The organism is Rhodococcus sp. JG-3, from assembly GCF_000482405.1.
Taxonomy (GTDB): domain Bacteria; phylum Actinomycetota; class Actinomycetes; order Mycobacteriales; family Mycobacteriaceae; genus Rhodococcoides; species Rhodococcoides fascians.
Map to the genome: position 1 here is coordinate 2,317,272 of NZ_KI519398.1, position 22,664 is coordinate 2,339,935.

General features: G+C 63.7%; 23 protein-coding genes. 17 read left to right on the plus strand and 6 right to left on the minus strand.

What is annotated here, in order from left to right; translation table 11 throughout:
- Window positions 1-15: 15 nt before the first annotated feature.
- Complete coding sequence (locus K414_RS28215; protein WP_152530411.1) at window positions 16-711, minus strand: helix-turn-helix transcriptional regulator; 696 nt, start codon at window positions 709-711, stop codon at window positions 16-18.
- Between the two features lie 111 nt (window positions 712-822).
- On the opposite strand from K414_RS28215, the gene K414_RS0112510 reads away from it, so the two are divergent.
- The 11 genes from K414_RS0112510 (at window position 823) to K414_RS0112570 (ending at window position 12,049) form a co-directional block, all read left to right on the plus strand.
- Window positions 823-1,011: a helix-turn-helix domain-containing protein gene (locus K414_RS0112510; RefSeq protein WP_051365085.1), complete on the plus strand. Its 189-nt coding sequence runs from the start codon at window positions 823-825 to the stop codon at window positions 1,009-1,011.
- Between the two features lie 118 nt (window positions 1,012-1,129).
- Window positions 1,130-1,714, plus strand: a complete 585-nt coding sequence (locus tag K414_RS28220; RefSeq protein ID WP_051365086.1) for a hypothetical protein — start codon at window positions 1,130-1,132, stop codon at window positions 1,712-1,714.
- The gene (locus K414_RS0112520; protein WP_027496247.1) at window positions 1,711-2,052 is read left to right on the plus strand and encodes a hypothetical protein; all 342 of its coding nucleotides are present in this window, start codon (window positions 1,711-1,713) and stop codon (window positions 2,050-2,052) included. Before K414_RS28220 ends, K414_RS0112520 begins: the two co-directional genes overlap by 4 nt.
- Complete coding sequence (locus K414_RS0112525) at window positions 2,052-2,282, plus strand: hypothetical protein (protein ID WP_027496248.1); 231 nt, start codon at window positions 2,052-2,054, stop codon at window positions 2,280-2,282. The genes K414_RS0112520 and K414_RS0112525 overlap by 1 nt, the downstream gene beginning before the upstream one ends.
- Before the next feature lie 166 nt (window positions 2,283-2,448).
- On the plus strand, window positions 2,449-2,649 hold the full coding sequence (locus tag K414_RS29125; RefSeq protein WP_037219202.1) for a DUF6011 domain-containing protein: 201 nt from the start codon (window positions 2,449-2,451) through the stop codon (window positions 2,647-2,649).
- A complete protein-coding gene (locus K414_RS26875; RefSeq protein ID WP_051365087.1) occupies window positions 2,649-3,365 on the plus strand; it encodes a bifunctional DNA primase/polymerase in 717 nt (238 codons plus the stop codon). Before K414_RS29125 ends, K414_RS26875 begins: the two co-directional genes overlap by 1 nt.
- Window positions 3,362-5,137, plus strand: coding sequence for a hypothetical protein (locus K414_RS28225; RefSeq protein ID WP_152530412.1), 1,776 nt, complete (start codon window positions 3,362-3,364; stop codon window positions 5,135-5,137). Before K414_RS26875 ends, K414_RS28225 begins: the two co-directional genes overlap by 4 nt.
- Window positions 5,138-5,144: 7 nt before the next feature.
- Window positions 5,145-5,663, plus strand: coding sequence for a DUF2637 domain-containing protein (locus K414_RS26885; RefSeq protein ID WP_202595064.1), 519 nt, complete (start codon window positions 5,145-5,147; stop codon window positions 5,661-5,663).
- 418 nt (window positions 5,664-6,081) lie between these two features.
- Complete coding sequence (locus K414_RS28230) at window positions 6,082-6,732, plus strand: hypothetical protein (protein ID WP_051365090.1); 651 nt, start codon at window positions 6,082-6,084, stop codon at window positions 6,730-6,732.
- A gap of 234 nt (window positions 6,733-6,966) precedes the next feature.
- Window positions 6,967-7,257 (plus strand): hypothetical protein, encoded by a 291-nt coding sequence (locus K414_RS26895; protein ID WP_051365091.1) that lies wholly within the window; start codon window positions 6,967-6,969, stop codon window positions 7,255-7,257.
- 190 nt (window positions 7,258-7,447) lie between these two features.
- Complete coding sequence (locus K414_RS0112570; protein ID WP_152530414.1) at window positions 7,448-12,049, plus strand: hypothetical protein; 4,602 nt, start codon at window positions 7,448-7,450, stop codon at window positions 12,047-12,049.
- A 478-nt stretch (window positions 12,050-12,527) separates the two neighbouring features.
- Here the strand turns inward: K414_RS0112570 and K414_RS0112575 are convergent, their stop codons facing one another.
- Both K414_RS0112575 and K414_RS0112580 read right to left on the minus strand, forming a co-directional pair.
- Window positions 12,528-12,932, minus strand: a complete 405-nt coding sequence (locus tag K414_RS0112575; RefSeq protein ID WP_051365092.1) for a hypothetical protein — start codon at window positions 12,930-12,932, stop codon at window positions 12,528-12,530.
- A 165-nt stretch (window positions 12,933-13,097) separates the two neighbouring features.
- Window positions 13,098-13,373 carry a hypothetical protein gene (locus K414_RS0112580; RefSeq protein WP_037219204.1) on the minus strand — a complete coding sequence of 92 codons (276 nt, stop codon included), beginning with the start codon at window positions 13,371-13,373 and terminating at the stop codon, window positions 13,098-13,100.
- A 170-nt stretch (window positions 13,374-13,543) separates the two neighbouring features.
- Here K414_RS0112580 and K414_RS29135 point away from each other — a divergent pair, with 170 nt between their 5' ends.
- From K414_RS29135 to K414_RS0112595, 3 genes are all read left to right on the plus strand, one after another.
- The gene (locus K414_RS29135; protein WP_161631801.1) at window positions 13,544-13,708 is read left to right on the plus strand and encodes a hypothetical protein; all 165 of its coding nucleotides are present in this window, start codon (window positions 13,544-13,546) and stop codon (window positions 13,706-13,708) included.
- Entirely contained in the window at window positions 13,705-13,854 is a 150-nt protein-coding gene (locus tag K414_RS29140) for a hypothetical protein (protein ID WP_161631802.1), read from the plus strand. The genes K414_RS29135 and K414_RS29140 overlap by 4 nt, the downstream gene beginning before the upstream one ends.
- Before the next feature lie 479 nt (window positions 13,855-14,333).
- A complete protein-coding gene (locus K414_RS0112595) occupies window positions 14,334-15,512 on the plus strand; it encodes an IS30 family transposase (protein ID WP_152530502.1) in 1,179 nt (392 codons plus the stop codon).
- A gap of 71 nt (window positions 15,513-15,583) precedes the next feature.
- Here K414_RS0112595 and K414_RS0112600 read toward each other — a convergent pair whose 3' ends face one another.
- Window positions 15,584-16,804 carry an acetyl-CoA C-acetyltransferase gene (locus tag K414_RS0112600; protein ID WP_027496254.1) on the minus strand — a complete coding sequence of 407 codons (1,221 nt, stop codon included), beginning with the start codon at window positions 16,802-16,804 and terminating at the stop codon, window positions 15,584-15,586.
- Window positions 16,805-16,876: 72 nt separating this feature from the next.
- Entirely contained in the window at window positions 16,877-17,890 is a 1,014-nt protein-coding gene (locus K414_RS0112605; RefSeq protein WP_027496255.1) for an SGNH/GDSL hydrolase family protein, read from the minus strand.
- Between the two features lie 95 nt (window positions 17,891-17,985).
- Between K414_RS0112605 and K414_RS0112610 the strand changes: the two genes are divergently transcribed.
- Complete coding sequence (locus K414_RS0112610; RefSeq protein ID WP_027496256.1) at window positions 17,986-19,371, plus strand: cystathionine beta-synthase; 1,386 nt, start codon at window positions 17,986-17,988, stop codon at window positions 19,369-19,371.
- 60 nt (window positions 19,372-19,431) lie between these two features.
- Here the strand turns inward: K414_RS0112610 and K414_RS0112615 are convergent, their stop codons facing one another.
- Entirely contained in the window at window positions 19,432-20,604 is a 1,173-nt protein-coding gene (locus K414_RS0112615) for an acyl-CoA dehydrogenase family protein (protein WP_027496257.1), read from the minus strand.
- An 81-nt stretch (window positions 20,605-20,685) separates the two neighbouring features.
- Here K414_RS0112615 and K414_RS0112620 point away from each other — a divergent pair, with 81 nt between their 5' ends.
- Window positions 20,686-21,858, plus strand: coding sequence for a cystathionine gamma-synthase (locus K414_RS0112620; protein ID WP_027496258.1), 1,173 nt, complete (start codon window positions 20,686-20,688; stop codon window positions 21,856-21,858).
- Window positions 21,855-22,625: an aspartate/glutamate racemase family protein gene (locus tag K414_RS0112625; protein ID WP_027496259.1), complete on the plus strand. Its 771-nt coding sequence runs from the start codon at window positions 21,855-21,857 to the stop codon at window positions 22,623-22,625. The genes K414_RS0112620 and K414_RS0112625 overlap by 4 nt, the downstream gene beginning before the upstream one ends.
- Window positions 22,626-22,664 lie beyond the last annotated feature (39 nt).

Genomic DNA, 22,664 nt, shown 5'->3' on the forward strand with positions numbered 1-22,664 from the left:
GGCGGTAGCTGCTTCCTAGCCATAGTGGTGGTCCTCTTCCTCAATGACCATGCCGATTCGCTTTAAGTCGTACAAGAGTCCGTCGATGTCTGCCATCACCTTTGTGAAGCGCTGGCCGATCGTGTTCCGCATTGTCTCGGCCTGCTCGGAGTCTGATGCGAGACTCGGGTGCCTCAGTCTCGTGAATGCCTGCGCCGCTTCACGTTCGAGCTCGTCAAGCTCGTCAAGTATCAACACTCGAGTCGAGGCATCGTCATACTCGCGATTTTCATCGAGCTTCTTCTGGTTGTCCGACAATTCCTCCGGGGATGACCTCTGTGCAATCTCCAAAATATGCTGATCGTGCGCATCGGGGTGCATCTTGCCGCGTCCGACGAACCAGTTCTGGGCCACCGTCTCCCGGACAGTTTCGCGAGGAAGGTACTCGATTCTTCCGTCAGGAATATTGGGGTACAGCAACTGAACTGGGGCTATTCGCAGCGCGCGAGCCAAGATAATAAGTTCGGCTACCTCCAGCTTCCCTTGTCGGGTGTTGTTCTCAATCTTCGATATTGCCACGCGAGAAATTGGAAAGCCTAGGTCGGCGCATCGCTCAGACAGCTTCGCAGCAGTGAGGCCCCGAACCTCCTGTCTCCAGTAGCGAAGTGCTGCGCCGCAATTACCAGCGATCACAAGTTGCCAACGGCGCGCGTCTTCATCAATGTTCGGCATTGCGACATCTTCGCACAAGTTCTGTCGCGTTCGTGCATGCCCGTGCTACGGTTGCCGGGTTGAGACAAACCAACGGAAACATGGTCCATTACGGAAATACGGAGGCTAGGCATGGCGCGCCTGAATGGGATCGACACAGTCCTCGAAAGAACGAATCTGGGCAAGACAGCGATCTACGGCTATATCTCGACGGGCGAACTTCGCTCAGTGAAAGTGGGGCGACGACGACTGTTTTCGGATGATGCGATCGACGACTTCATCCGGCGTCTTGAGTCGTCAGTTCAAGGCGGTGCTGCCTGATGCCCCTGACCCCGGGCCCCTACGAAACCGAAGACGCCCCCGACCGCGGAGTTGGCGCTCCAGATGCGGTCGAGGGCGAGACAACCAATCCCAACATCCCGGAAGGAACTGATTGATCATGACCATTGTAGCGACGGCACCGACGAGTGCCGAAGTGATTGCCCGGCTGGCCGACGACGGCATGGAGCTGACCGTCTTGGCCGAGGTCGCCCGCGGACCGTTCAGAGCAACGATCAAGCGCCACGACGCCAAGGACGGCACCGAGGCGTACTCGGACGCCCCGCAGATCGAGATCGACTGCAGCGACCAGGACGGCGGCGAGTGTTTCTGTGACCTGACCATCCTCCCGCAGCACGTCGACGACTTCCTGCACGTGGCCATCGAGATCTGGGCCGACTTCAGAGTCATAACTGACGGCATCGAGACCGAGAGCCAAGCCGGCGCATTCGAGGGCGCGTGGCATCGATCGCAAGGCACCGTTGGCACACCGAGCATGTGCGTCGGCCCCGAGAAGAAAGAGGTTTACGCCTCGACCTTCTGGCAGGCCAACGACCACGGTCAGATCACTCAGCCGTACCTGTCGATGAACTGTGGTGCCGACGTTGCGTTCCTGCCCAGTGAGGCAATGGCATTCGCTGCACAGCTACTTCAGGAGGCAACTCGCGCAGTGGCAATCAACAACCGATCGGATGTAGCGGCATGAGCGTCGACGTCATCAAGGTCCAGTGCACGCCGTGGTGCTGCGCCGGCGACGGCCATCCGGACGAGACCGCGCGAGCAGACCAGAACTGCTTCGGCATCGACGAGTACGTCGACATGACGCTGGAAGAGATCGAACAGGACTCCTACGGGACCTACTCGTCACGAATCGGAGTGACGCCATACCGCGGGTTCAACGAGCTACCGGTGGCATATCTCCACATTGATCTGATCCACCACGAACTAGGGAACATGGATCGGGCACTCCACCTGACTGCTGCCGAGGCCAGAGCCCTCGCGGCCGCGCTGATGTCAGTCGCCGACACAATCGAGGTTGTGTGATGTTCGCGCACCTGGACGAGATGTCCGACGAACCGGTTCATGCCGAACTCACCAATGGGCGAGCCCGCATCAGCTACGGGCGCAGTGTCGTACTGACCCTCGATATCGGAGAGGCCGTCGACCTGGTCACTGCTGTTGTCGATGTCCTTGCCGAAGCTGACCGCCAGTCGCAATTGCGGCGCAACGAAGACGAAGTTCGCATCGCAGCCGAGGTTCGGGAGGCGCTATGACTGCTGTCGAGCTCGCTCTCGCCGGAATGCTTGCGGTGCAGTCGATTACATGGATCGCCGTCGACTACCGGCGATGGCCCGGCCGCTGAATCAAAGCCCAGTTGTGGGGGGTTCGCCATCACCACGAACCCCCACAACACCGAACCATCGAACAGGAGACACATCAATGATATCCCCCGACGCTGATGAAGAACTCGAAAAACTACGCGACCCCGCTGACAAGCTACTTGCCGCAGCCCTCCGTGACGGCACCTATCGACTCGCTTCCCAATGCCACTCCTGCGGTGCCTGGCTCGTCGACCCCGTCTCGGTCCGCCGGCACCTGGGCCCCGTGTGTGCCAAGCGCGAGAAGGGCGGTGCAGCCTGATGATTCCCACCGACATGCTCAACCGAGGATTCGCCATCGGACCACTGCAAGGCAAGAAAGCGTTCCTGCCTGGTGGGTTCCATGACTTCACCACCGACCGCAGCATCATCGAACGGCAGGCCCGTCGCTACCCGAACTGCAATTTCGGTGGCACCTGTACCGGGGTAATCGTCCTCGACGAAGACCCCCGCAACGGCGGCGACCTCGACGCGGTTCCAGGGATCGACTTCGACACACTCGTAGTCCGCACCGGATCCGGTGGCCGTCACGTCTACTACCGATACACCGGATCGGCGCGCGGAAAGCTCGCACAGCACAACGGGATCGACATCAAGACCTGGCGCAGCGGATACACCGTCATGCCCGGATCTGTTCACCCCGAGTCTGGCGAGTTCTACCGAGTAGAACGTGACGCTCCGATCGCTGCGCTACCCGAAGAACTGCTCCTTCTCGTCCAAGCACCCCAGTACATTGCGCAGCCCACGAGAGTGAATCCGGAACGTCGCAGCCACGGCCTCGTCCGCAAGGTCGCTGAGTCCACCGGTGGTGGCCGCAACTCGATCACATTTTGGGCACTGTGTCGTGCATTCGAAAGAGGGGAGCAGTCCCTTGTCGACGAGATCTGCAGAGCGGCCCTCGAAACAGGGTTGCCGGAACGGGAAGTAGAGACGTGCCTGCGATCGGCGCAACGTACCGCAGGGAGGGCAAGCGCATGAACGACGACTTCTTCGACGCCACACCACAGTTGCAGGTCATGCGGCAATGGTCACGTGCCCGGTACGCGGCACCGTGGGCAGTGTTTGGCGGGGTACTGCTTCGCGTAGCCGCCACCACTGGTCCGGAGGTTCAACTACCCGGAATCATCGGTGGCCGAGCATCACTGAACCTTTTGGCCGCATTCGTCTCTCCGTCAGGTGGCGGAAAAGGCGTGTCGGACAAAGTTGCTCGCCTAGTGTGGCCGGCCCCGATCGTCGAACGGCCCATCGGATCGGGTGAGGGAATCGCAGCCACCTTCGTCCCCCCGAAGAAGGAAGGCGTCGAGCCGATCACCCGGGCGATCATCAACGTCTCCGAGATCGACTCGCTCGCTGGTATCGCATCGCGGCAAGGATCGATCGTGCTGGCTCAACTGAAGTCTGCGGCGATGGGCGAGCAGCTCGGTCAAGGCAACTCCAGCGAGGCAACAACACGGATAGTCCCACCGCACTCGTATCGGCTTTGCATGAGCGTTGGGGCACAGCCAGCCCACACCGGGGTGTTGTTCGACGATACGACCGGTGGGACTCCGCAGCGGTTCCTCTGGTTCCCGACGACGGATCCCGATATGCCGGCGGATGCGACGCCTGATCCCGAACCATTGGACACGAGGATGCCATTGTGGGCCGCGGTCGACGGAGTCACCGAGATTATCTACGGACCTACTGAGATTGCGGAGACGATCGTCGCCGCTCACATCGCCCGTCAGCGTGGGCAAGAAGACGCGCTGGACGGGCACGCAATGCTGACCCGGCTGAAGGTCGCAGCGTGCCTCGCGCTCTTGCATCACCGGATCGTGGTGTCGGAACTCGACTGGGCGCTCTCGGGCGTAGTGATGGAGGTGTCCAACCGGACACGAGCCTGGGTGGTATCGGAGTCGAAGAAGGTCGTCCGTCAGAAAGTTCGCGAACGTGCCAGCGCCCGGGCAGCGGGTGAGGAGTTCATTGCCGACCGGAAGCTCGATCGTGCAAAAGCCGCTGTGATTCGGTGGCTTGATCTACATCAGGAGCTACCGATGAGCGACCTCAGGAAACGTGCTCGATCGGACTGGAGAGATCAAGTCTCTGCGGCGGTTTCCGAGCTGGTCGATGATGGAACCCTGGAGGAAATCGCGGTCGATCGGGGGCATCGGTATCGGCTTAACGAGGGGGTCCACCGTGGACAGGGGTCCACCGTACATATCCCCAGCTCAGAGACGGTGGACCTGGGGTCCACGGTGGGTCCACAAAGTAAGTCCCATGAATCACCGAGTGGCCCTCACCTTCGGGCGGTCGCAGATCCTGAACCAACAAGCGGTCGCCCACTGACTGCTCGGGAGTGGATCGATTCCCACGCGTTCCAGCTCATCGCCGCCGGGACCAACACTGTCGAATCGAGCGCGGTGTATGGGGCTGGTTGCGATGCCGGATTCAAGATCGACAACCTCCGCCAGGCTGCGAAATCGTCGCAGTTGATATCGGTATCCGGACGTCGCGGTGGTGTCACGATATGGACACTCGGGGCAGGTGGCGAGAACACCATCATCAGCGCGGAACAATGGCTCACCGACTTGCTCTCAAATCAGCGTGGGCAGTGGGTGAAGGCCGCCGATGTGTACGCGGCAGGACTGGCCGCCGGGTACCAGCGAGACGCAGTCAAGTCGGCATCAATCTCTGCTCCCGTTCTGAAGCGTGGACAGTCTGTCCTCACCGAATGGAGCATCCAACGCGATGCTGCCGAGCAAGGGGCCTGAGATGTCGATGGGAACAACTTCGTCTCGCGTCGCTACAGCCGGGACCATCGTCATCGCCGTGCTCTCGTTCTGGCTCAGCTTTGCAGCACTCGCCGACCTAGCCCAGATGGCGGGGGTGTCCATCCCGGAGCTGTGGCCGCTCATCGTGGACGGATTGATCGTCACCAGCACCGCGGCTGTTGTGGCACTGGAACGTGCACGCTGGTACGGCTGGACACTGCTAATGGTCTCCGCTGGCATCAGTGTGGTCGGCAACGCGATCCACTCGACACTCTCTGAGCATTCAGTGTCGACCCCCATCGCGGTAGGTATCGCCTGCGTCCCACCACTGGCGCTACTTCTGTCCACCCACCTCACAGTGCTGCTGCAAAGGACCACCCCCGAAAAGGATGCGCCCGCCCGATCCAAAGACCAGGCCCGTCGACTCCTCGACGGAGGAATGTCGAGAAAAGCCATTGCCGACACCCTGGGCATCTCGGAGTCGACCGCATACAGGTGGACGGCCGAAACCGGGCAGGCGCAGTGACCCAACCAGATGCTCCGTCACTGGAAGTGCGGATCTCGCAACGCCTTACCGCAGAGGGGTCAGTCATCATTCCGCCGCGTATCGCACGCTGGCTCGAACACAACGCGGGTATGACTGCCGAACGTCGATTCAGGCTACGTGCCAATGACCCCGAGGCGTACGTCGCATTAGCTGCCCTCCACCTTTCCGCCCTTGTTTCCGAAAGCGGAACGAAAAGTGCAGTGCCACAACCGCACCAAGCACAATCAGTGCACTGGGTCAGCACCCGCCAAGCAGCCGACACACTGCACGTCACCGACCGGTGCATCCGCAACTGGTGCACCACCGGACGACTACACGCCCAGCAGATCGGCAGCCGGTGGCTCATCGACCCCACCAGCATCGCACTCGTTCACACCACACGGCCGAAGGAGACACCATGAGCATCGAAGAACTGCACGGCGAAGTGGCCGCAATCCGCACGCAGGCAGGTGAACTCGCTGACGACTTCGCCCGCACCCACGCCGAAGTCGCCGACGACCCGAACCTCACACTCGCAGGCAAGCATGACCACCTCGAACCCCTGCACCGCGAGGTCGCCGAGAAGATGGCAGCACTGCACAAACAGGAGAAGGCCGCCGTACGGGGACACAAGGAACAACTCGAACGCAGACTGTTCGGCCTGTCACCCTCGGGAAGCTCCGACCCCGCGAAGCTCGTCAGCTATCGAGACGCCGCCTCCCGCGCCCGAGAACTCAACGACCGCGACGACGCCGCCGAACTCTACGAGTCCGCTAAGCGATCGGGCGACACCATCCTCGCAGCAGCAGTCATGGAACGCGCAATGGTACGAGGCTGGTCCACAGTCACCAACGACTACCTGGAGCGTCATCCAACCGCGCGCCAAGACCTCGACGACCTCACCGCACTCGCCCGGTACTCGGACAACCCCCTCGCCGTCACAGCGCAGTACATGCCACCGACGCTGAACCTGCCGCACTCGGCCGGCTTCCCCAAGGTCGGTGGCCAGACCGCCGCGAAAACCCCCACAGAATCCAAGTTGCCCGACTGGTTACTCAACCCATCCTGAAATGACTTGCGGCGTCGGCGTCAACGCGGACCTCCTGAGTTCCTTTCGACGCGAAGGCCGGCCATGAAGGATGCGCGCAACTGATCATCCTGAGCCGGACCTGCGCCGACGCCGCCCCGAACCCCAGGGGGAGGGTGCCCTGGGGCAGCCACAGCGTGCCCCTCCCTTGCATACGCCTAAGTGTGTGTCCTACCCCCTACCCCCCTCCCTCAAGTCAGTCTGGAAGGTTGCCCAATGGCCAAGCACACGACGCTCAGCGCGGCGATGGCTGCTGGCGATGAGCTCGCTGAGGTCGAGATCCGTTACAAGATGTTGGCCGAGGCGTTTCGGGATCAGCCGAACCTTCGGGCGAACTTGAATCCAGCGTTGGAGCGGGCGAAGGCTGAGATCATGCGCTTGCGTGCGCTCGCGAAGCGCGACGCTCCGAAGGCCGGCGACGGCAAGGTGGTTGCTTTCGATGCCGACCGTTACCGCAAGTCGACGGGCGGCAAAGCGTCCTCTACGGCTGATCCAGTCAGCTCGTGATCACCAGGCGGTACTTTCACTCGGGGCCATGGTTTTTCAGTCGATCTTGCTGAGTTCCGGTTTCGGAAGCAAGGTCGGCTTCGGTGCTCGCCATGGGTAGACTCAGGGCTTAACACTCGAACCTTTGGTCGAGTGCGACAACTTTCAGGGCCCGCTGCAACGAGTCGAAAGCTGTTGAGAGGCAACGACTATGGCCGTCGAGCTTGCAGTTGCGTACATAAGCCTCCTTCCCGAGGCGTCAAAATTTGTGGGGGAGTTCAACAAGCAGGTCGGGCCCGGCCTGGCGAAGTCCGGCACCGAGCAGGGCCAGAAGTTCGGTACCGGTTTCACTGGTGCCTTGGGTCGGGTGGGTACTGCTGTCACCCGCTCGGGACGAGACCAGGGTCAGAACTTCGGCAACGCGTTCGGAGCGACGTCGCAGCAGGGCGTCGGCTCCGCGCTGACCCGCAGCCTCTCCGGTGTGGGCAGCATTGGGCGCGAGCAAGGCGCTCGCTTCGGTACTGCTTTCGCTGGGGGTATCGACACCAGCGCGGCGTCCAAGAAGGTCACGGGCGATCTGGGTCGGCTGTCCGGTGCGCTGGCGAAGACCGGCAAGGCGCAGGGGGAATCTTTCGGGCGTTCGTTCTCGACCGAAGCCGCCGCCCTCATCGCAGCAGTCCCCGGTATCGCGGGTGAGCTGAACCGCAACGTCGGACCTGAGATGGAGTCCACCGGCCGCGAACAGGGCAAGAAGTTCGCCAGCGGGTTCTCCTCCGAGGCGTCGAGCGGCATCAGCGCCGTCGGTGGTGCCATCTCGGCTGCCGCCGTCAATGCGTCCGAGGCTGCGAATGCGCGCGAGGCCGAGGCGCTGGGGCAGGACGCGCAGGGTGCGAACGACAGCTTCACCGGTGAGATCGCCGGGTTTGCTGCCGGTGCCGCTGCTCTGACGTTCCTGACGCAGGCGTTGGCCGACGTGCAGGGTGTCGAAACCCTTGCCGCTCAGACTGCCTCGGTCATCAAGTCGACCGGTGGCGCAGCGCAGGTATCGGCCGAGCACGTCGGTGAACTCGCGGAGAGCATCGAAGCAATGACGTCGGTCGAGATGGAAGGCACCGTCGCTGGTGCCAACTTCCTCCTGACGTTCAAAAACATTCGCAACGAGGCCGGCGAAGGCAACGACGTCTTCGATCAGACCATCATGGCGATGACGGACATGTCCGTCGCGATGGGCACCGACGCCAAAGGCGCGGCGCTACAGCTCGGTAAGGCGCTGAACGATCCAATCAAGGGCGTCTCTGCCCTGTCGAAGGTCGGCATCACCTTCTCGGCCGAGCAGAAGACTCAGATCGAGCAGATGGTCGCGCAAAACGACCTCCTCGGTGCCCAGAAGATCATCCTCGCTGAGGTGAACTCTCAGTTCGCCGGTAGCGCAGAGGCTTTCGGTGACACTCTCTCCGGACGAATCGCCAAGGCGCAGAACGATCTTGGGAACCTCGGTGAGGAGATCGTCAGTCGATTCATCCCAGCCCTGACCGTGACGGCTGACGTTGCAGGGGATGTCTTCGGCGCATTGGCCGGCAATACCGACATGGTGATCGCTGTCGTCGCTGCTTTCGCTGCGTGGAAGGTCATTCCGCCGATCTTGTCGAGGGTCGGCACGGCCACGTCGTCTGCCGCGGCGTCGACCCGAACGTTCAGTTCGGCCGTAGCGTTGGCAAGGACTGAAGCGTCTCGTACCGGCACCAGCGTCTCTCGATTGACCGCATCGATGCAGGTCCTTGGTACTGGTGCGGGTCGTGTCGGTGCGATCGGTACTGCGTTCTCGAATGCTTCTACGGGCGCGTCGCGGTTCGCCACTACTGCTGGCGCTGCTGCAGCGTCCGGTAAGGCGCTGCAGATTGCGGGTGGCGGTATTGCGTCGGCTCTCGGTGGCCCGTTCGGTATCGCGGTCCTGGCTGCCGGTGCGGCGCTGTTCTTTTGGGTGAAGAAGAACCAGGAGGCGAAGGCCGCGGCCGAGGCGAACAAGGCTGCCGTTGAAGCGCTCAGCGGCACTCTGGACGCGCAGACCGGTGCTGTCACCGCGAATACCATTGCGTCGCAGGCGAAGATCCTTGCCGAGAATGGTCTGATCGATTCGGCGCGTAACTACGGCATCGCCGAGGCCGATCTGGTCAACTCGCACCTGAACGACGCCGATGCACTAGGCCGCGTCAACGGCGTCATCGAGGAGAATATTCGGAAGTCGACACAAGCCTCGAGCGTCTACCAGTCGAACGCTGAAACGTATGAGCGAGCCGGTATTTCGCTGAACGACTTGACTGTCGCCCTCAGCGGAAACAGTGACAAGTACTCCGAAATCGAAGGCAAGATCGACTCGTACAACACGCGAATCTCAGCTGCGGGAGCGAGCGAGTCCGAGAAGGCCGCATCACTGACCCAGCTGAAGAAGAGTCTCGACGACGCCGGTATCGGTGCGGTCGACCTTGGCGAGTCGGTCTCGACGACGAACAAGCAACTCGCGGACGGACAGGGGATCGTCGAGGACGCCGCCGCCGCTCAGGACAAGGGCGTGAAGTCTGCGAATGCCTTCACCGAGGCGATGGACAAGATCGCGGACTCGGCATCGACAGCAGAGGATCGCACGTCTGCTCTGAAAGCTGCGATCGATGCGCTGAACGGGAATCCGCTCGACCTCGAGCAGGCCAACTCCACGTTGCAGGACTCGTTTGCGGCGACGGCCGAAGCGCTCAAACGGAAAGATGGCGAGCAGCTCCCCGGCGTGAACGTCGACACCAACACTATCGATGTCGCTACGGAAGCCGGACGTAAGCTCCTCGATGTCACGATCGCTCAGCGTGACGCGACTATCGACGCTGCCCGGGCGGCCCGTGACGCCGCGGTGGCGAACGGTGATCTTGGCGGCGCGCAGGCCGCGGCCGCTGCCGTGGTCGAGGACTCCCGTCAGAAATTCATCGACCAGATTGCGACACTCGGAATCGTTGGGGCCGAGGCCCAGAAGCTCGCAGATAAGTACATCGGAATCCCCTCTGTCGTAAGCACTTTGATCGAAGCGCCAGGGGACGTCGAGACGCAACTCGCGATGGACATCCTGAAGGACAAAGTCGATCTCATCCCTGACGACAAGAGCATCACCGTCGACGCTCTCGATCAGCCCGCTATCGATCGTCTCGAGGCGCTCGGTCTCAAGATCGATACGTCCGGTGGCAACGTCACGATTTCGGCGGACGACGCGGCGGCACAGATTATCCTCGATGAGCTGATCAACACTCCGCGCACGATGATCGTCACGGTCGACACCGAGCGAACAGCTCAGGCGCAGCGCGACTTCAACGCGGGCGGCGTGCAGGGCCCGGTCGCCCCCGTGTTCCGCGCAAACGGTGGCCCGCTGTACGGCGGCATCCCGGGCGTCGACTCCATCCCCCTCCTGGGCATGGAGGGCGAGCACATGCTCGACGTCAACGATGTCCGCCGCCTCGGTGGACAGGATGGCGTGTACCGCTTCCGTGCCGCTCTCGCGTCGGGACAGGTCGGGGCGTTCGCCGACGGCGGCGCGGTGGGTACAGCGAAGAAGACACCCGAGGAGATTCGCCAGTTCGCGAACGGGCTCGAAGGCGCGCCCTACGTCTGGGGTGGCGTCAACTGGGGCGACTGCTCCGGTGCCATGTCGGCGATAGCCAACTTCGCAGCAGGGTTGCCCCCGTTCGATTCTCGGTTCGCGACGGCGAACCAAGCGCAAGCGCTGCAGGGATTGGGATTCATCCTCGGCGCGGGCGGCGAAGGGACACTGCGGTTCGGCTGGATGAACGGCGGCCCCGGTGGCGGTCACACTGCCGGCACTCTCCCCGATGGCACGAACGTGGAGATGGGCGGCAGTTACGGAGGCGGCAAAGTCGGCGGCAGTGTTGGCGCGGCAGGATTCGCGGAGCAGGCATACCTCGCTGTCATGGCCGGTGGAGGTGAGCCTGTCGCGAGTGAGCCTGCGGCAGCGGAAAAGCCGATGTCGGGCCGGGAGCGTCGAGAAGCGCGCAAGCAGGAGGCGCGTGATCGTCGAGCAGGCCGATCGAGTTCCGGCGCGGCCCGCAAATCCGACGAGCCCAAGCCCGAGCCCGTCATCCGTGGCGTCACGAAGGTCGACCGTCCCGCCCCGACTCCGAAGGTGTCCAGCAGGCCATCGAAGGACGCGGTGCTGTCGGATTCCCCGATCCGTTACTCGCCGGCCGATGGCGAGAAGCAGTGGGCATCGACGGCAGCGGAGGCACTGCAGCGCACGTCGACCGGCATCTCACTCAAGTCGGTCATCGCTCAGATCGGCGTGCAGTCCGGTGGCGACCCAACAGGCGGCGGGCTGATGGGCCTGAGCGCCGACCAGTTCAACACCTACCGGTCACCGGATCTGCCGGCCGATATGACCAACCCGCTGTCGAACATCGTCGCCGGTCTCGCGTTGGCTGTCGACAAGTTCCGTAACCCATCGAAGGCGCTGCCCGTCAAGGGATTCCACAATGGAGGCTGGGCGTTCGGTGAACGTGGCCGCGACAGGATTCCAGCGATGCTTGAACACGAAGAGTTCATCGTCAAGTCCGCGGCCGCGACGGCAGGGCAGCACCCCGCATTGCTGGCGGCGATGAACTCCGGTGCACAGCTCGAAGTCGCAGCACCGGTGGCAGCAGAGGGTAAGGGAGCGCGTGCTGGCATCCACGTCGAGAACCTGAACACCACGAATCCGAACGCGATCTACCCGGAACTTCGACGGCTGCAGCTCAGAACAGAAAGGGCGTTGCTGAATACGTGACGCCCGCGAGGTCCGGCCGATTTGAGCTACTTGGGTCGGGGATGTCGCTTGGGTGGCGGTTCGCCGGCTGTCCAGGCGTCGAGGTCATCGATGTGGATCAGCCAGGAACCATGCGGGGCCGTCCGTTGCCGGCCCTTGAGTCCCGAGCCTGGTTTCTCTTGGTGGAGCCATAGGGCGTCGTAGATGACGTTCCTGTGGCATCGAGACCGTTCCGCTGCTTCCAGTGGACTGAGCCACGGCGAAGTTGGTACTCGCACCGCGCGAGCCGTCCGGTTCAGTTCTCCGCGGCGTTCGCGCTGGACGTCACCGGTCTCTGTCTCCGCAATGAGATTCGCTACCCGTTCAATGGCGGCTGCGAGCAACGTCGTCACCTCCTGTAGTTCCGCTGACGCCGCGGTCCAACGACGGCGTAGTTCCTCTACATCGCGGCGTGCATGCATTAGGTGCTCGATCTCATTCACAGCGATCACTCGCGGACTCAGCCAAGGGTAAATACGAGCGGCTCCCGCATCTCCGCCTCGTCGTACGTCAGACCACCCCGGTGCGACACCTCGATCTCGTAGAACGCTTCACCCGCCGGAACACCGTCGACCATGAACGGGAACGTACACATCCCCGAGTCGATCTGTCCGCCTTCCAGTCGGCCGGTCGCAAGGACCGTGCCGGATTCATCCGAAATCTTGATGGCAGCGCCACTGCGAATGTCGTCGTATCCGCCGTCGCCGACGCAACCCGTGCTGATGGAATCCCACCCGCTTCCCTTGGTCAGGGACATCGAACCCGCCACTGTGAATGTTTCCGGTTCGCTATCGCGGTTCAGGAGTAGGACACCACCTGTGATGATGCCGCCAACAATGATCGTGGCCAGCGAGCCGATGAGCATGTAAACGATTGGGTGCAGTCTTCCGCGCTTCGGGGCGGCGGAGGGTTCTGGGGCGTGGCTGTCCGATGGTGGTGTCGTCATAGAAGGTGACTACCACGCCTCACCGGCCGGTTGTCGCAAGATCATCTAGTCGAATGACACACCCAGAACCCCCGCCGTCGACTCTTACACTCCGCCTTCGAGTTGATCTCCGCCTGGGATGTAGTCGGCCTGTCGGAGGTGTGCGGCAACCTCCCGAAGCGCATCCGTGTATGCGATGCCATCTTCATCCTTCTTCGGGATGTCCACGTCAAGCCTGTCCGCCCAGTTGGTGAGGTGTTGTGCCAGCTCTAGGTGGTTGAGGTAGATGGCAGGGTGCTCTCGGAGGGCGGTGGCGACCCGTTCGGGGTCGTAGTCCTCAAGGTTGGTGGTGTCGAAGTCGAAATAAGTCGGGCTGGGCATCAGGGTGTCTCCTTGTGGTGGGGTTTGCCGTGGGGTTGTTGATACCAGGGACCGGCGACATGCCGGGCACGTTAAGGGCGGAATGTCCCCAGCCAGCCACGATGCTGAAGCCGCTAGTCGGCGTCAGCCCGCATACGTCGGAACTGTGGACGGCGTGGGATGCTCGGGGTATGGCCCTCACAGTGACCTACACCGACGGAACGATCACCGACTATGACGAAAAGAACTGGTGGGAGGTCACTGACGGTGGCCTGCTCAAGATCGGCGCTCGCACGGGCATTCCGGACCTCTACGTGTCACCGGGGGGTTGGTCAACCATCCAGGTTGAGCGGTGACCACCGCGAAGCACCCCCGCCAGACGGACGATCAGCTTCGGGCCGAGATGAAGGCTGCGGCGCGAAAGATGTGGGACGCGGCCGACATTGAGGTGAGTCCGCACCTCGCGAATGCGATCCGCAGGGCAGTCCAGGCGGAGATGTGAAATCCGGTCACCGGGGGGGACTGTAAGAACCCTGCTATAAGAGATCAACCGATGACACGGCGATGACACAACTGCGCGTCCTTCGTAAGCGTTCGTGCAGGTTCGCACGCAATCGAAAGGCCCGTCTAGCAGGTAATCCGACCATGCACGATCAGGGCCGAATAAGTAGAAGTCAATTCCAGAACGACTAGTACTCACGCGAAAAGCCCCGCCCTCCGATTGGCGGGTTCTAACGATCCCCGCAACACCCTCGATTTGAGGGAGTTGCGGGGATCGTGGCATGTGCTGGGTTGAAGGTGCGGTTTTTCGAGGCGTTGGACCGTGAGGACGGGAATGTCAGCGCGGCCGCACGCTGTGTCGGGGTGAACCGGAACACTGCCTTCGGGTGGGTTCGTCAGGCGGGTGTGCAAGGGCGCGGAAAGAGCGGCCGGGCCGAGCATTCGGGTCGGGGACGATACGAGGAACTCCGCTCGTCGGGAATCTCGCGGCGCGAGGCTGCTCGGGAGGTTGGGGTCCACCTCCGGACCGCGCAGGACTGGGACGGGGGCATCCGCAAGATCGGTGGTGCGCGCCTGCACCCGGATGGTCGACGTATCGACTACAAAACCGGTATGACAACGTTCGTCACCGCTGCTCAGAGGCCGTCGCTGGCCCGCATCGAGTCCACACTGCACCCTCGGTATCTGACGGTGACCGACCGTGAACACATCGCCGACCTGCGTCGAGCCGGGTGTTCGCTGCGTGAGATCGGACGCCGCCTCGGCCGGGCGGCCTCGACCGTCAAACGCGAGATCGACACCTACGGCATCGCCGACGAGTACCACCCGCACCGGGCACATCGGCTGTGGGCTATCTCGCGTGCCCGGCCGAAACCGGCGAAGCTGGCGGCACAGGGTTCGCTCCGGTCCTACGTCGCCGGCAAACTCGCCCTGCAGTGGTCGCCCGAGCAAATCTGCCACGCTCTAGTTGTCGACTTCCCCGATGACAAGGCGATGCGTGTGAGCACCGAAACGATCTACCAGGCCATCTACGTACAGTCGCGCGGCGGACTACGCCGAGAAGTTGCTGCCGCATTGCGCACCGGACGTACTCGCCGCGTACAGCACCGCTCACCCGAGCAGCGCACCTCACGATTCGTCGATGCGATGGTGATGATCTCCGAGCGGCCGGCGGAGGTCGCCGACCGCTCCGTGCCCGGGCACTGGGAGGGTGATCTGATCGTCGGTACTCGATCGGAGTCGGCGATCGTGACATTGGTCGAGCGTTCTACCCGGTACCTGCTTCTCGGTCACCTCCCCGGCGGGCACACTGCAGAGGAGGTCCGGGACGTTCTGGTTCCTCTGATCGGTTCTCTCCCAACGCATTTGCGCGGTTCACTGACGTGGGACCAAGGGTGCGAGATGGCAGCGCACAAGCAGTTCAGCGTCGCCACCGGGGTGCCGGTGTACTTCTGCGATCCACACTCACCATGGCAACGCGGATCGAACGAGAACACCAACGGCTTGCTACGCCAGTACTTCCCCAAAGGCACGGACCTGTCCGTGTACAGCGCCACCGACCTCGAGAACGTTGCCCACCGCCTCAACTCCCGTCCACGCAAAACGCTCGGCTGGAAAACTCCAGCCGAGCGTTTACGTGATCTACTGACAGGCATCTGACCATCAGGTGTTGCGAGGACCCCTAGAATCCGCCATTCGGAGGGCGGGGCTTTTTCGTTGTGCGTCTCGGATCAGCTGAGACGTTCGAGCACCATGGCCATGCCCATGCCGCCGCCGACACACATGGTCTCGACACCGAACGTCTTGTCGTGAGTCGTCAGGTTGTTCAGCAGAGTCGTGGTGATGCGGGCACCGGTCATGCCGAACGGGTGGCCGACCGCGATGGCACCGCCGGAGACGTTGAGCTTGTCCTCTTCGATGCCGAGGTCACGGGCGGAACCGAGGACCTGCACCGCGAATGCCTCGTTGATCTCGAACAGGTCGATGTCGGAGATGGACATGCCCGCGATCTTCAGCGCCTTACGGGTGGCCTCGATCGGCCCCAGGCCCATGATCTCGGGAGACGTGCCGGTGACGCCGGTGGACACGATGCGAGCCAACGGGGTCAGGCCCAGCTCCTTGGCCTTGGTGTCGCTCATGATGACGAGCGCTGCTGCGCCGTCGTTGAGCGGGCACGCGTTACCCGCCGTGATGGTGCCGTTCGGACGGAAGACAGGCTTGAGCTGGCTGATCTTCTCGTACGTGGTGCCGGCGCGAGGGCCGTCGTCGGTGGTGACGACGGTGCCGTCGGGCAGGGTCACCGGGGTGATCTCCCGCTCGAAGAAGCCGGCGTTGATGGCCTCTTCGGCGCGGTTTTGGCTGCGGACGCCCCAGCGGTCCTGGTCCTCACGGCTGATGCCGGTGAGCAGGGCGACGTTCTCGGCCGTCTGGCCCATCGCGATGTACGCGTCGGGCAGCTCGCCGTTCTCGCGGGGATCGGTCCAGCTGTCCGCGCCCTCTTCCTGTGCCTTCTTGGTACGGGCCTCGGCGTCGGCGAAGATCGGGTTGTGGCTTTCCGGAAGCGAATCCGAGCTGCCGTGGATGAAGCTGGACACGCTCTCGACGCCTGCGGAGATGAACACGTCACCCTCGCCTGCCTTGATCGCGTGCAGCGCCATGCGGGTGGTCTGCAGCGAGGACGAGCAGTAGCGCGTGATCGTCGTTCCGGGCAGTGAGTCGTAGCCGAGCTGAACCGCGACGATGCGCGCGAGGTTGTTGCCCTGCATGCCGCCGGGCAGGCCGCAGCCCAGGAGCAGGTCGTCGATGTCCTTCGGGTCGAGCGAGGGCACCTTGGCCAGCGCAGCGGCGACCATCTGAGCGGTGAGGTCGTCGGGACGAATGTCCTTGAGCGACCCCTTCATTGCCCTGCCGATGGGTGAGCGCGCGGTGGCGACGATGACTGCCTCTGGCATGAGATCTCCTTCGATATCGATACTGCTTACCTGCTCTGTTACCGCCGAGTAGGCGATGTCTCCTGATCGAACTTACAACCCTGCCTGACGGCCATCGCCACGACGTAGGAGATCCTCCGCCGCGCTGTCGATCTGGGCGTCGAGCTCGGCAGTTCTACGCCGGAGAAAGCGGTCCACTGCGGCGGTGGCGCGGGGGATGGCTCTGCGTGATTCGGCAGCGGCGGACACCGTCGGCAGTTCGGGCAGTGGACCGCCGTGCCATACGCCGAGGGCCGAGGCGAGCACCGGCAGAATCTGTTGCGCGGCCAGCTCGTAACCCGCAGCGGACGGGTGGAAGCGGTCCGCCGAGAACATCGTGTCGGGGGCGGCCAGAAACTCCGGTGCCAGCAGATCCGCCAGGGCTACCGGATGCCCGCCGGCGCCGAGAGTCCTGGCCGTCTGGGCATGGGCCAGCCGCCGACCCCAATTGCGGACGACGGTACGCAGCGGTTGCGGAATGGCCGTCACGACACCGAGATCGGGGCACGTTCCCACGGCGACGACGCAGCCCTTGGCCGTCAATCGTTCGACTGCATCGCCCAGCCTGGCCGCTGATGCCGGAATGGAGAATTTCTTGGTGACGTCGTTCGCGCCGATGAAGATCACCGCGGCGTCGGGCGGCGGGCCCGCGACGAACATGGCGTCGACCTGACCTTCGAGTCCCTTGGACGTGGCACCGGCAATTGCTTTGGTGCTCAAGCGGATTCGTTGACCGGTTTCCTCGGCCAATCCGCGGGCGAGCAGGACACCCGGGACCTCGTCGGCCACAGTGCAACCCACGCCTGCCGCGGTGGAGTCGCCGAAGATCATCAGATGAATATCTGCTGAACTCCCCATGCGCCACCGCTCGGGTGCCGCGCAGCCGGCGGTGTAGACCCCGTCGGCCTCGGGTGGCTTTGCAATGTTGCGTCCGATGACGCCGCGGGCCGCAGCGGCCTGCCCCATCAGATGTCGGTACGCGGCCCAGGACGCAGTCCCTGCTCCAGAGCCTGCAAGTACCGTCGCGGCGCTCGCTTTCGCGGCGGTACGCCATCCGCTCGCCGTCACAGATCGATCCCTCTCGTCGTGCCCCCTCACCATCGTATGCGGGTGTCGACAGCCGTGGCCGAGAGTCCGATACCTGCATCTGGGAAGATGGAGCAATGCGCATCGCACAGCACATCACCGAACTCATCGGCAACACCCCGTTGGTGAAGTTGTCCTCCGTCATCGGCGACGGCGCCGGCACGGTCGCAGCCAAGATCGAGTACCTCAACCCGGGTGGTTCGTCGAAGGACCGCATCGCCGTCAAGATGATCGACGCTGCCGAGGCCTCGGGCGAGTTGAAGCCCGGCGGCACCATCGTCGAGCCCACCTCCGGTAACACCGGCGTCGGCCTCGCGCTCGTCGCTCAGCAGCGTGGCTACAAGTGTGTGTTCGTGTGCCCCGACAAGGTCGGTGAGGACAAGCGCAACGTGCTGCGTGCCTACGGTGCCGAGGTCGTCGTCTGCCCCACGGCCGTCGCGCCCGAGGACCCCAACAGCTACTACAGCGTCTCCGACCGACTCGTCCGCGAGATCGAGGGAGCGTGGAAGCCGAACCAGTACGCCAACCCGGCCGGCCCGGCCAGCCACTACGAGACCACCGGGCCCGAGATCTGGGCCGACACCGACGGCAAGATCACGCACTTCGTCGCAGGCGTCGGCACCGGCGGCACCATCTCCGGCACCGGCAAGTACCTCAAGGAGGTCTCCGGCGGCAAGGTCAAGGTCATCGGCGTCGACCCCGAGGGATCGGTGTACTCCGGTGGCACGGGACGTCCGTACTTGGTCGAGGGTGTCGGTGAGGACTTCTGGCCGACCGCCTACGACCCGTCCATCCCGGACGAGATCATTGCCGTGTCCGACAACGACTCGTTCGACATGACTCGTCGCCTCGCTCGCGAGGAAGGCCTGCTGGTCGGCGGCTCGTGCGGCATGGCTGCTGTCGCGGCCATTCAGGTTGCTGAGCGCGAAGGCCCCGACGCGTTGGTCGTCGTCCTGCTGCCCGACGGTGGCCGCGGCTACCTGGCGAAGATCTTCAACGACTCGTGGATGTCGTCGTACGGATTCCTGCGTTCGCGCTTGGACGGCACCACCGAGGAGACCTCGGTCGGCGCAGTGCTGCGTGGCAAGTCCGGCGCTCTGCCCGATCTGGTGCACACCCACCCGTCCGAGACCGTGCGCGACGCCATCGAGATCCTGCGCGAGTACGGCGTCTCGCAGATGCCCGTCGTCGGAGCCGAGCCGCCCGTCATGGCAGGCGAGGTCGCCGGCAGCGTCACCGAGCGCGATCTGCTCAGCGCCGTGTTCGAGGGTCGCGCAGCGTTGGCCGACCCGGTCGCCAAGCACATGAGTGAGCCGTTCCCGCTGATCGGTGCCGGCGAAACCGTCTCCGACGCCACCAAGGCCCTCGGGGAGTCCGATGCGCTGATGGTCGTCGAAGAGGGCAAGCCCGTCGGCGTCATCACCCGCCACGATCTGCTCGGATTCCTCAGTAAGGGTGCCTAGGCATGTGAGTGGAACTTCGTAGCAGGCTACGAGGTTCCGCTCACAAGCGGCGCAGCCGCCTTATCGGAAAGCGCTGGAGCCCGTCAGCGCCTGCCCGATCACGAGTTGATGGACCTCGGATGTGCCCTCGTAGGTGAGGACGGATTCGAGGTTGTTGGCATGCCGAAGTGCGGGGTATTCCAACGTGATTCCGTTGGCGGCCAGAATGGTTCGGCATTCGCGTGCGATCTTGATGGCCTCACGCACATTGTTGAGCTTGCCGAGCGACACTCGCTCGCCCGGTAGCTCGCCCTTGTCCTTGAGCCGGCCCAGGTGCAGCGCGAGCAGTTGACCCTTGCCGAGTTCGAGCGCCATGTTCGCGAGCTTGGCCTGGGTGAGCTGGTATCCGGCCAGCGGCTTGTCGAACACCGCGCGGGTCTTGGAGTACTCGATCGCCGATTCGATGCAGTCCCGAGCTGCCCCCATCGCGCCGAACACGATGCCGAAACGGGCTTCGTTGAGGCAGCTCAACGGGCCGCTCAGGCCGCGGGCCTCGGGCAGCATCGCGTCGGCAGGAAGCCGGACGTCGTCGAACACCAGCTCGCCCGTGATCGACGCGCGCAGAGATAGCTTCTTCTTCACCGTGTTCGCGGTGAATCCGGGGGTGTCCGTGGGGACGACGAAACCCCTGACCTTGTCGTCGGTTTGAGCCCACACGACGGCGACGTCGGCGACCGGGCCGTTGGTGATCCACATCTTGCTGCCGTTGAGAATCCAGTCGTCACCGTCGCGCTTGGCGCGGGTGAGCATGCCGCCGGGGTTGGACCCGAAGTCGGCCTCTGTGAGACCGAAGCAGCCGATGAGCGAACCCTCTGCCATCCCCGGCAGCCACTGCTGCTTCTGTTCCTCGGACCCGAACTTCCAAATCGCGAACATCGCCAGCGAGCCCTGCACCGAGACCAATGAGCGGATGCCGGAATCGATGGCTTCGAGTTCGAGGCAGGCCAGGCCGTACGCCGTCGCCGATGTTCCGGCGCAGCCGTAGCCCTCGAGGTGCATGCCGAGCAGGCCGAGCGAGCCCAGTTCCTTGGCAAGTTCACGCGCGGGAACGGTGCCCTCGTCGAACCAGTCGGCGATGTGTGGTCGGATGCGTTCGTTGCCGAACTTGCGGACGGTGTCCCGGATCTGACGTTCTTCGTCGTCGAGGAGGGAATCGATCGCGAACAGTTCGTCGACGCTCTGGGAGTTGGCCACGGTGCCTCTTTCCGCTGGGGGTTGTCTTCGCAGGTTACCCACGCCCCTGCCGGGCGACGCAGGCCGATTAGTGTGGAGGCCATGAGTGAGCAGCGCAGCAAGGCAGACAACACCTCCTGGCAGGGCTTTTCCACGAAGGCGGTCCACGCGGGTTACGAGCCCGATCCACTGACCGGCGCGGTCAACGTGCCGATCTACGCCAGCTCCACCTTCGCGCAAGACGGGGTCGGCGGAATGCGTAGCGGATTCGAGTACGCGCGCACCGGCAACCCGACGCGTCGGCCGCTCGAGGCCAACCTCGCAGCCATCGAGTCCGGTACCTACGGTCGCGCTTTCTCGTCGGGCATGGCCGCTACCGACTGCATGCTGCGGTCGGCGCTGCGTCCCGGTGACCACCTCGTCATTCCCAACGACGCCTACGGCGGCACGTACCGATTGATCGACAAGGTCTTCACCCAGTGGGGCATCGAGTACTCCGTGGCCGCGGTCTCGAACGTCGACGAGGTCCGCGCCGCGATGCGTCCGAACACCAAGCTGGTGTGGGTCGAGACGCCCACCAACCCGTTGCTCAACGTCGGTGACATCGAGGCGCTCGCGGGCGTCGCGCACGAGGGCGGGGCCAAGCTGGTCGTCGACAACACGTTCGCGTCTCCCTACCTGCAGCAGCCGTTGTCCCTCGGTGCCGACGTGGTGCTGCACTCGACGACCAAGTACATCGGTGGTCACTCCGACGTCGTCGGCGGCGCTCTGGTGACCGACAGCGAAGAACTCGATACCGCGTTCGCATTCCTGCAGAACGGTGCCGGGGGCGTTCCCGGACCGTTCGACGCATTCCTGACCTTGCGCGGCATCAAGACCCTCGCGTTGCGGATGGAACGGCACAGCGACAACGCGGAGAAGATCGTCGAATTCCTCGACGGGCACCCGGCCATCTCGCAGGTCATCTACCCCGGCCTCGAGTCGCACCCGTCTCACGCGGTGGCCGCGAAGCAGATGCGACGGTTCGGCGGCATGGTCTCCGTGCGGCTGGCCGGCGGCAAGCAGGCCGCTCTCGATTTCTGCGCGAAGACCGAGATCTTCACTCTCGCAGAGTCTTTGGGCGGCGTCGAGTCGCTCATCGAGCACCCCGGTGCGATGACGCACGCGTCGACTGCCGGTTCGCTGCTCGAGGTCCCGGAGGACCTGGTGCGTCTGTCCGTCGGTATCGAGGACGGTGCCGATCTGGTGGGCGACGTCGAGCAAGCACTGGCATGATCGTCGCACTGATCGACTCGGGGTTGGGAATGCTCCCGACGGCTGCTCGCCTGCGTGAGTCGCGTCCCGAGCTCGATCTGGTGCTGATGATGGATCCCGACAACGCTCCGTGGGGTCCGAAGCCGGATGCGTGGGTGGTCGAGCGGGTGGTCGGTACCGCTCGGCATGCCGTCGAACTCGGTGCCGACGTCGTGGTGCTGCCGTGCAACACGGCCAGTGTGACGGCGTTGAGCCAGGTGCGGGCTGCGCTCGGTGATGCGATCCCCGTGGTGGGGACGGTCCCGGCGATCAAACCCGCAGCGGCGGTCAGCGATCGGATCGCGATCTGGGCGACGGCGGCCACGACGGCAAGTGCGTACCAGGCCCGGTTGATCGACGAATTCGCCTCTCGTCGGACGGTGACCAGCGTGGCCTGCCACGGCCTGGCCGATTCGATCGATCGCGGAGACTCGACCGGAATACGTGCGGCCATCGACGCTGCGGTGGCGGCCACACCCGACGACGTCGAGTCCATCGTGTTGGGGTGCACCCACTACCCGTTGGTGCTGGACGACATCGTCTCGCGTTTACCGAACGGTGTGACGATGTTCGACAGCGCGGCGGCAGTGGCCAATCAGACGGTGCGACGCGCGGACGAGGTCGGTTCGGTGCGGGCCGGCACCGGACTGGTCTCGGTGTGGCTGAGCGGGATCGAAGGCGTACTACCGGAGAGTGCACGTCGTTACCGCGAGGCAGCGGTACTGCTCGACGGTGCGCGGGCCCGGTAGTTCCGCGCCGCCGGGGAATGCCCGGTGCGTTCGTGCGTT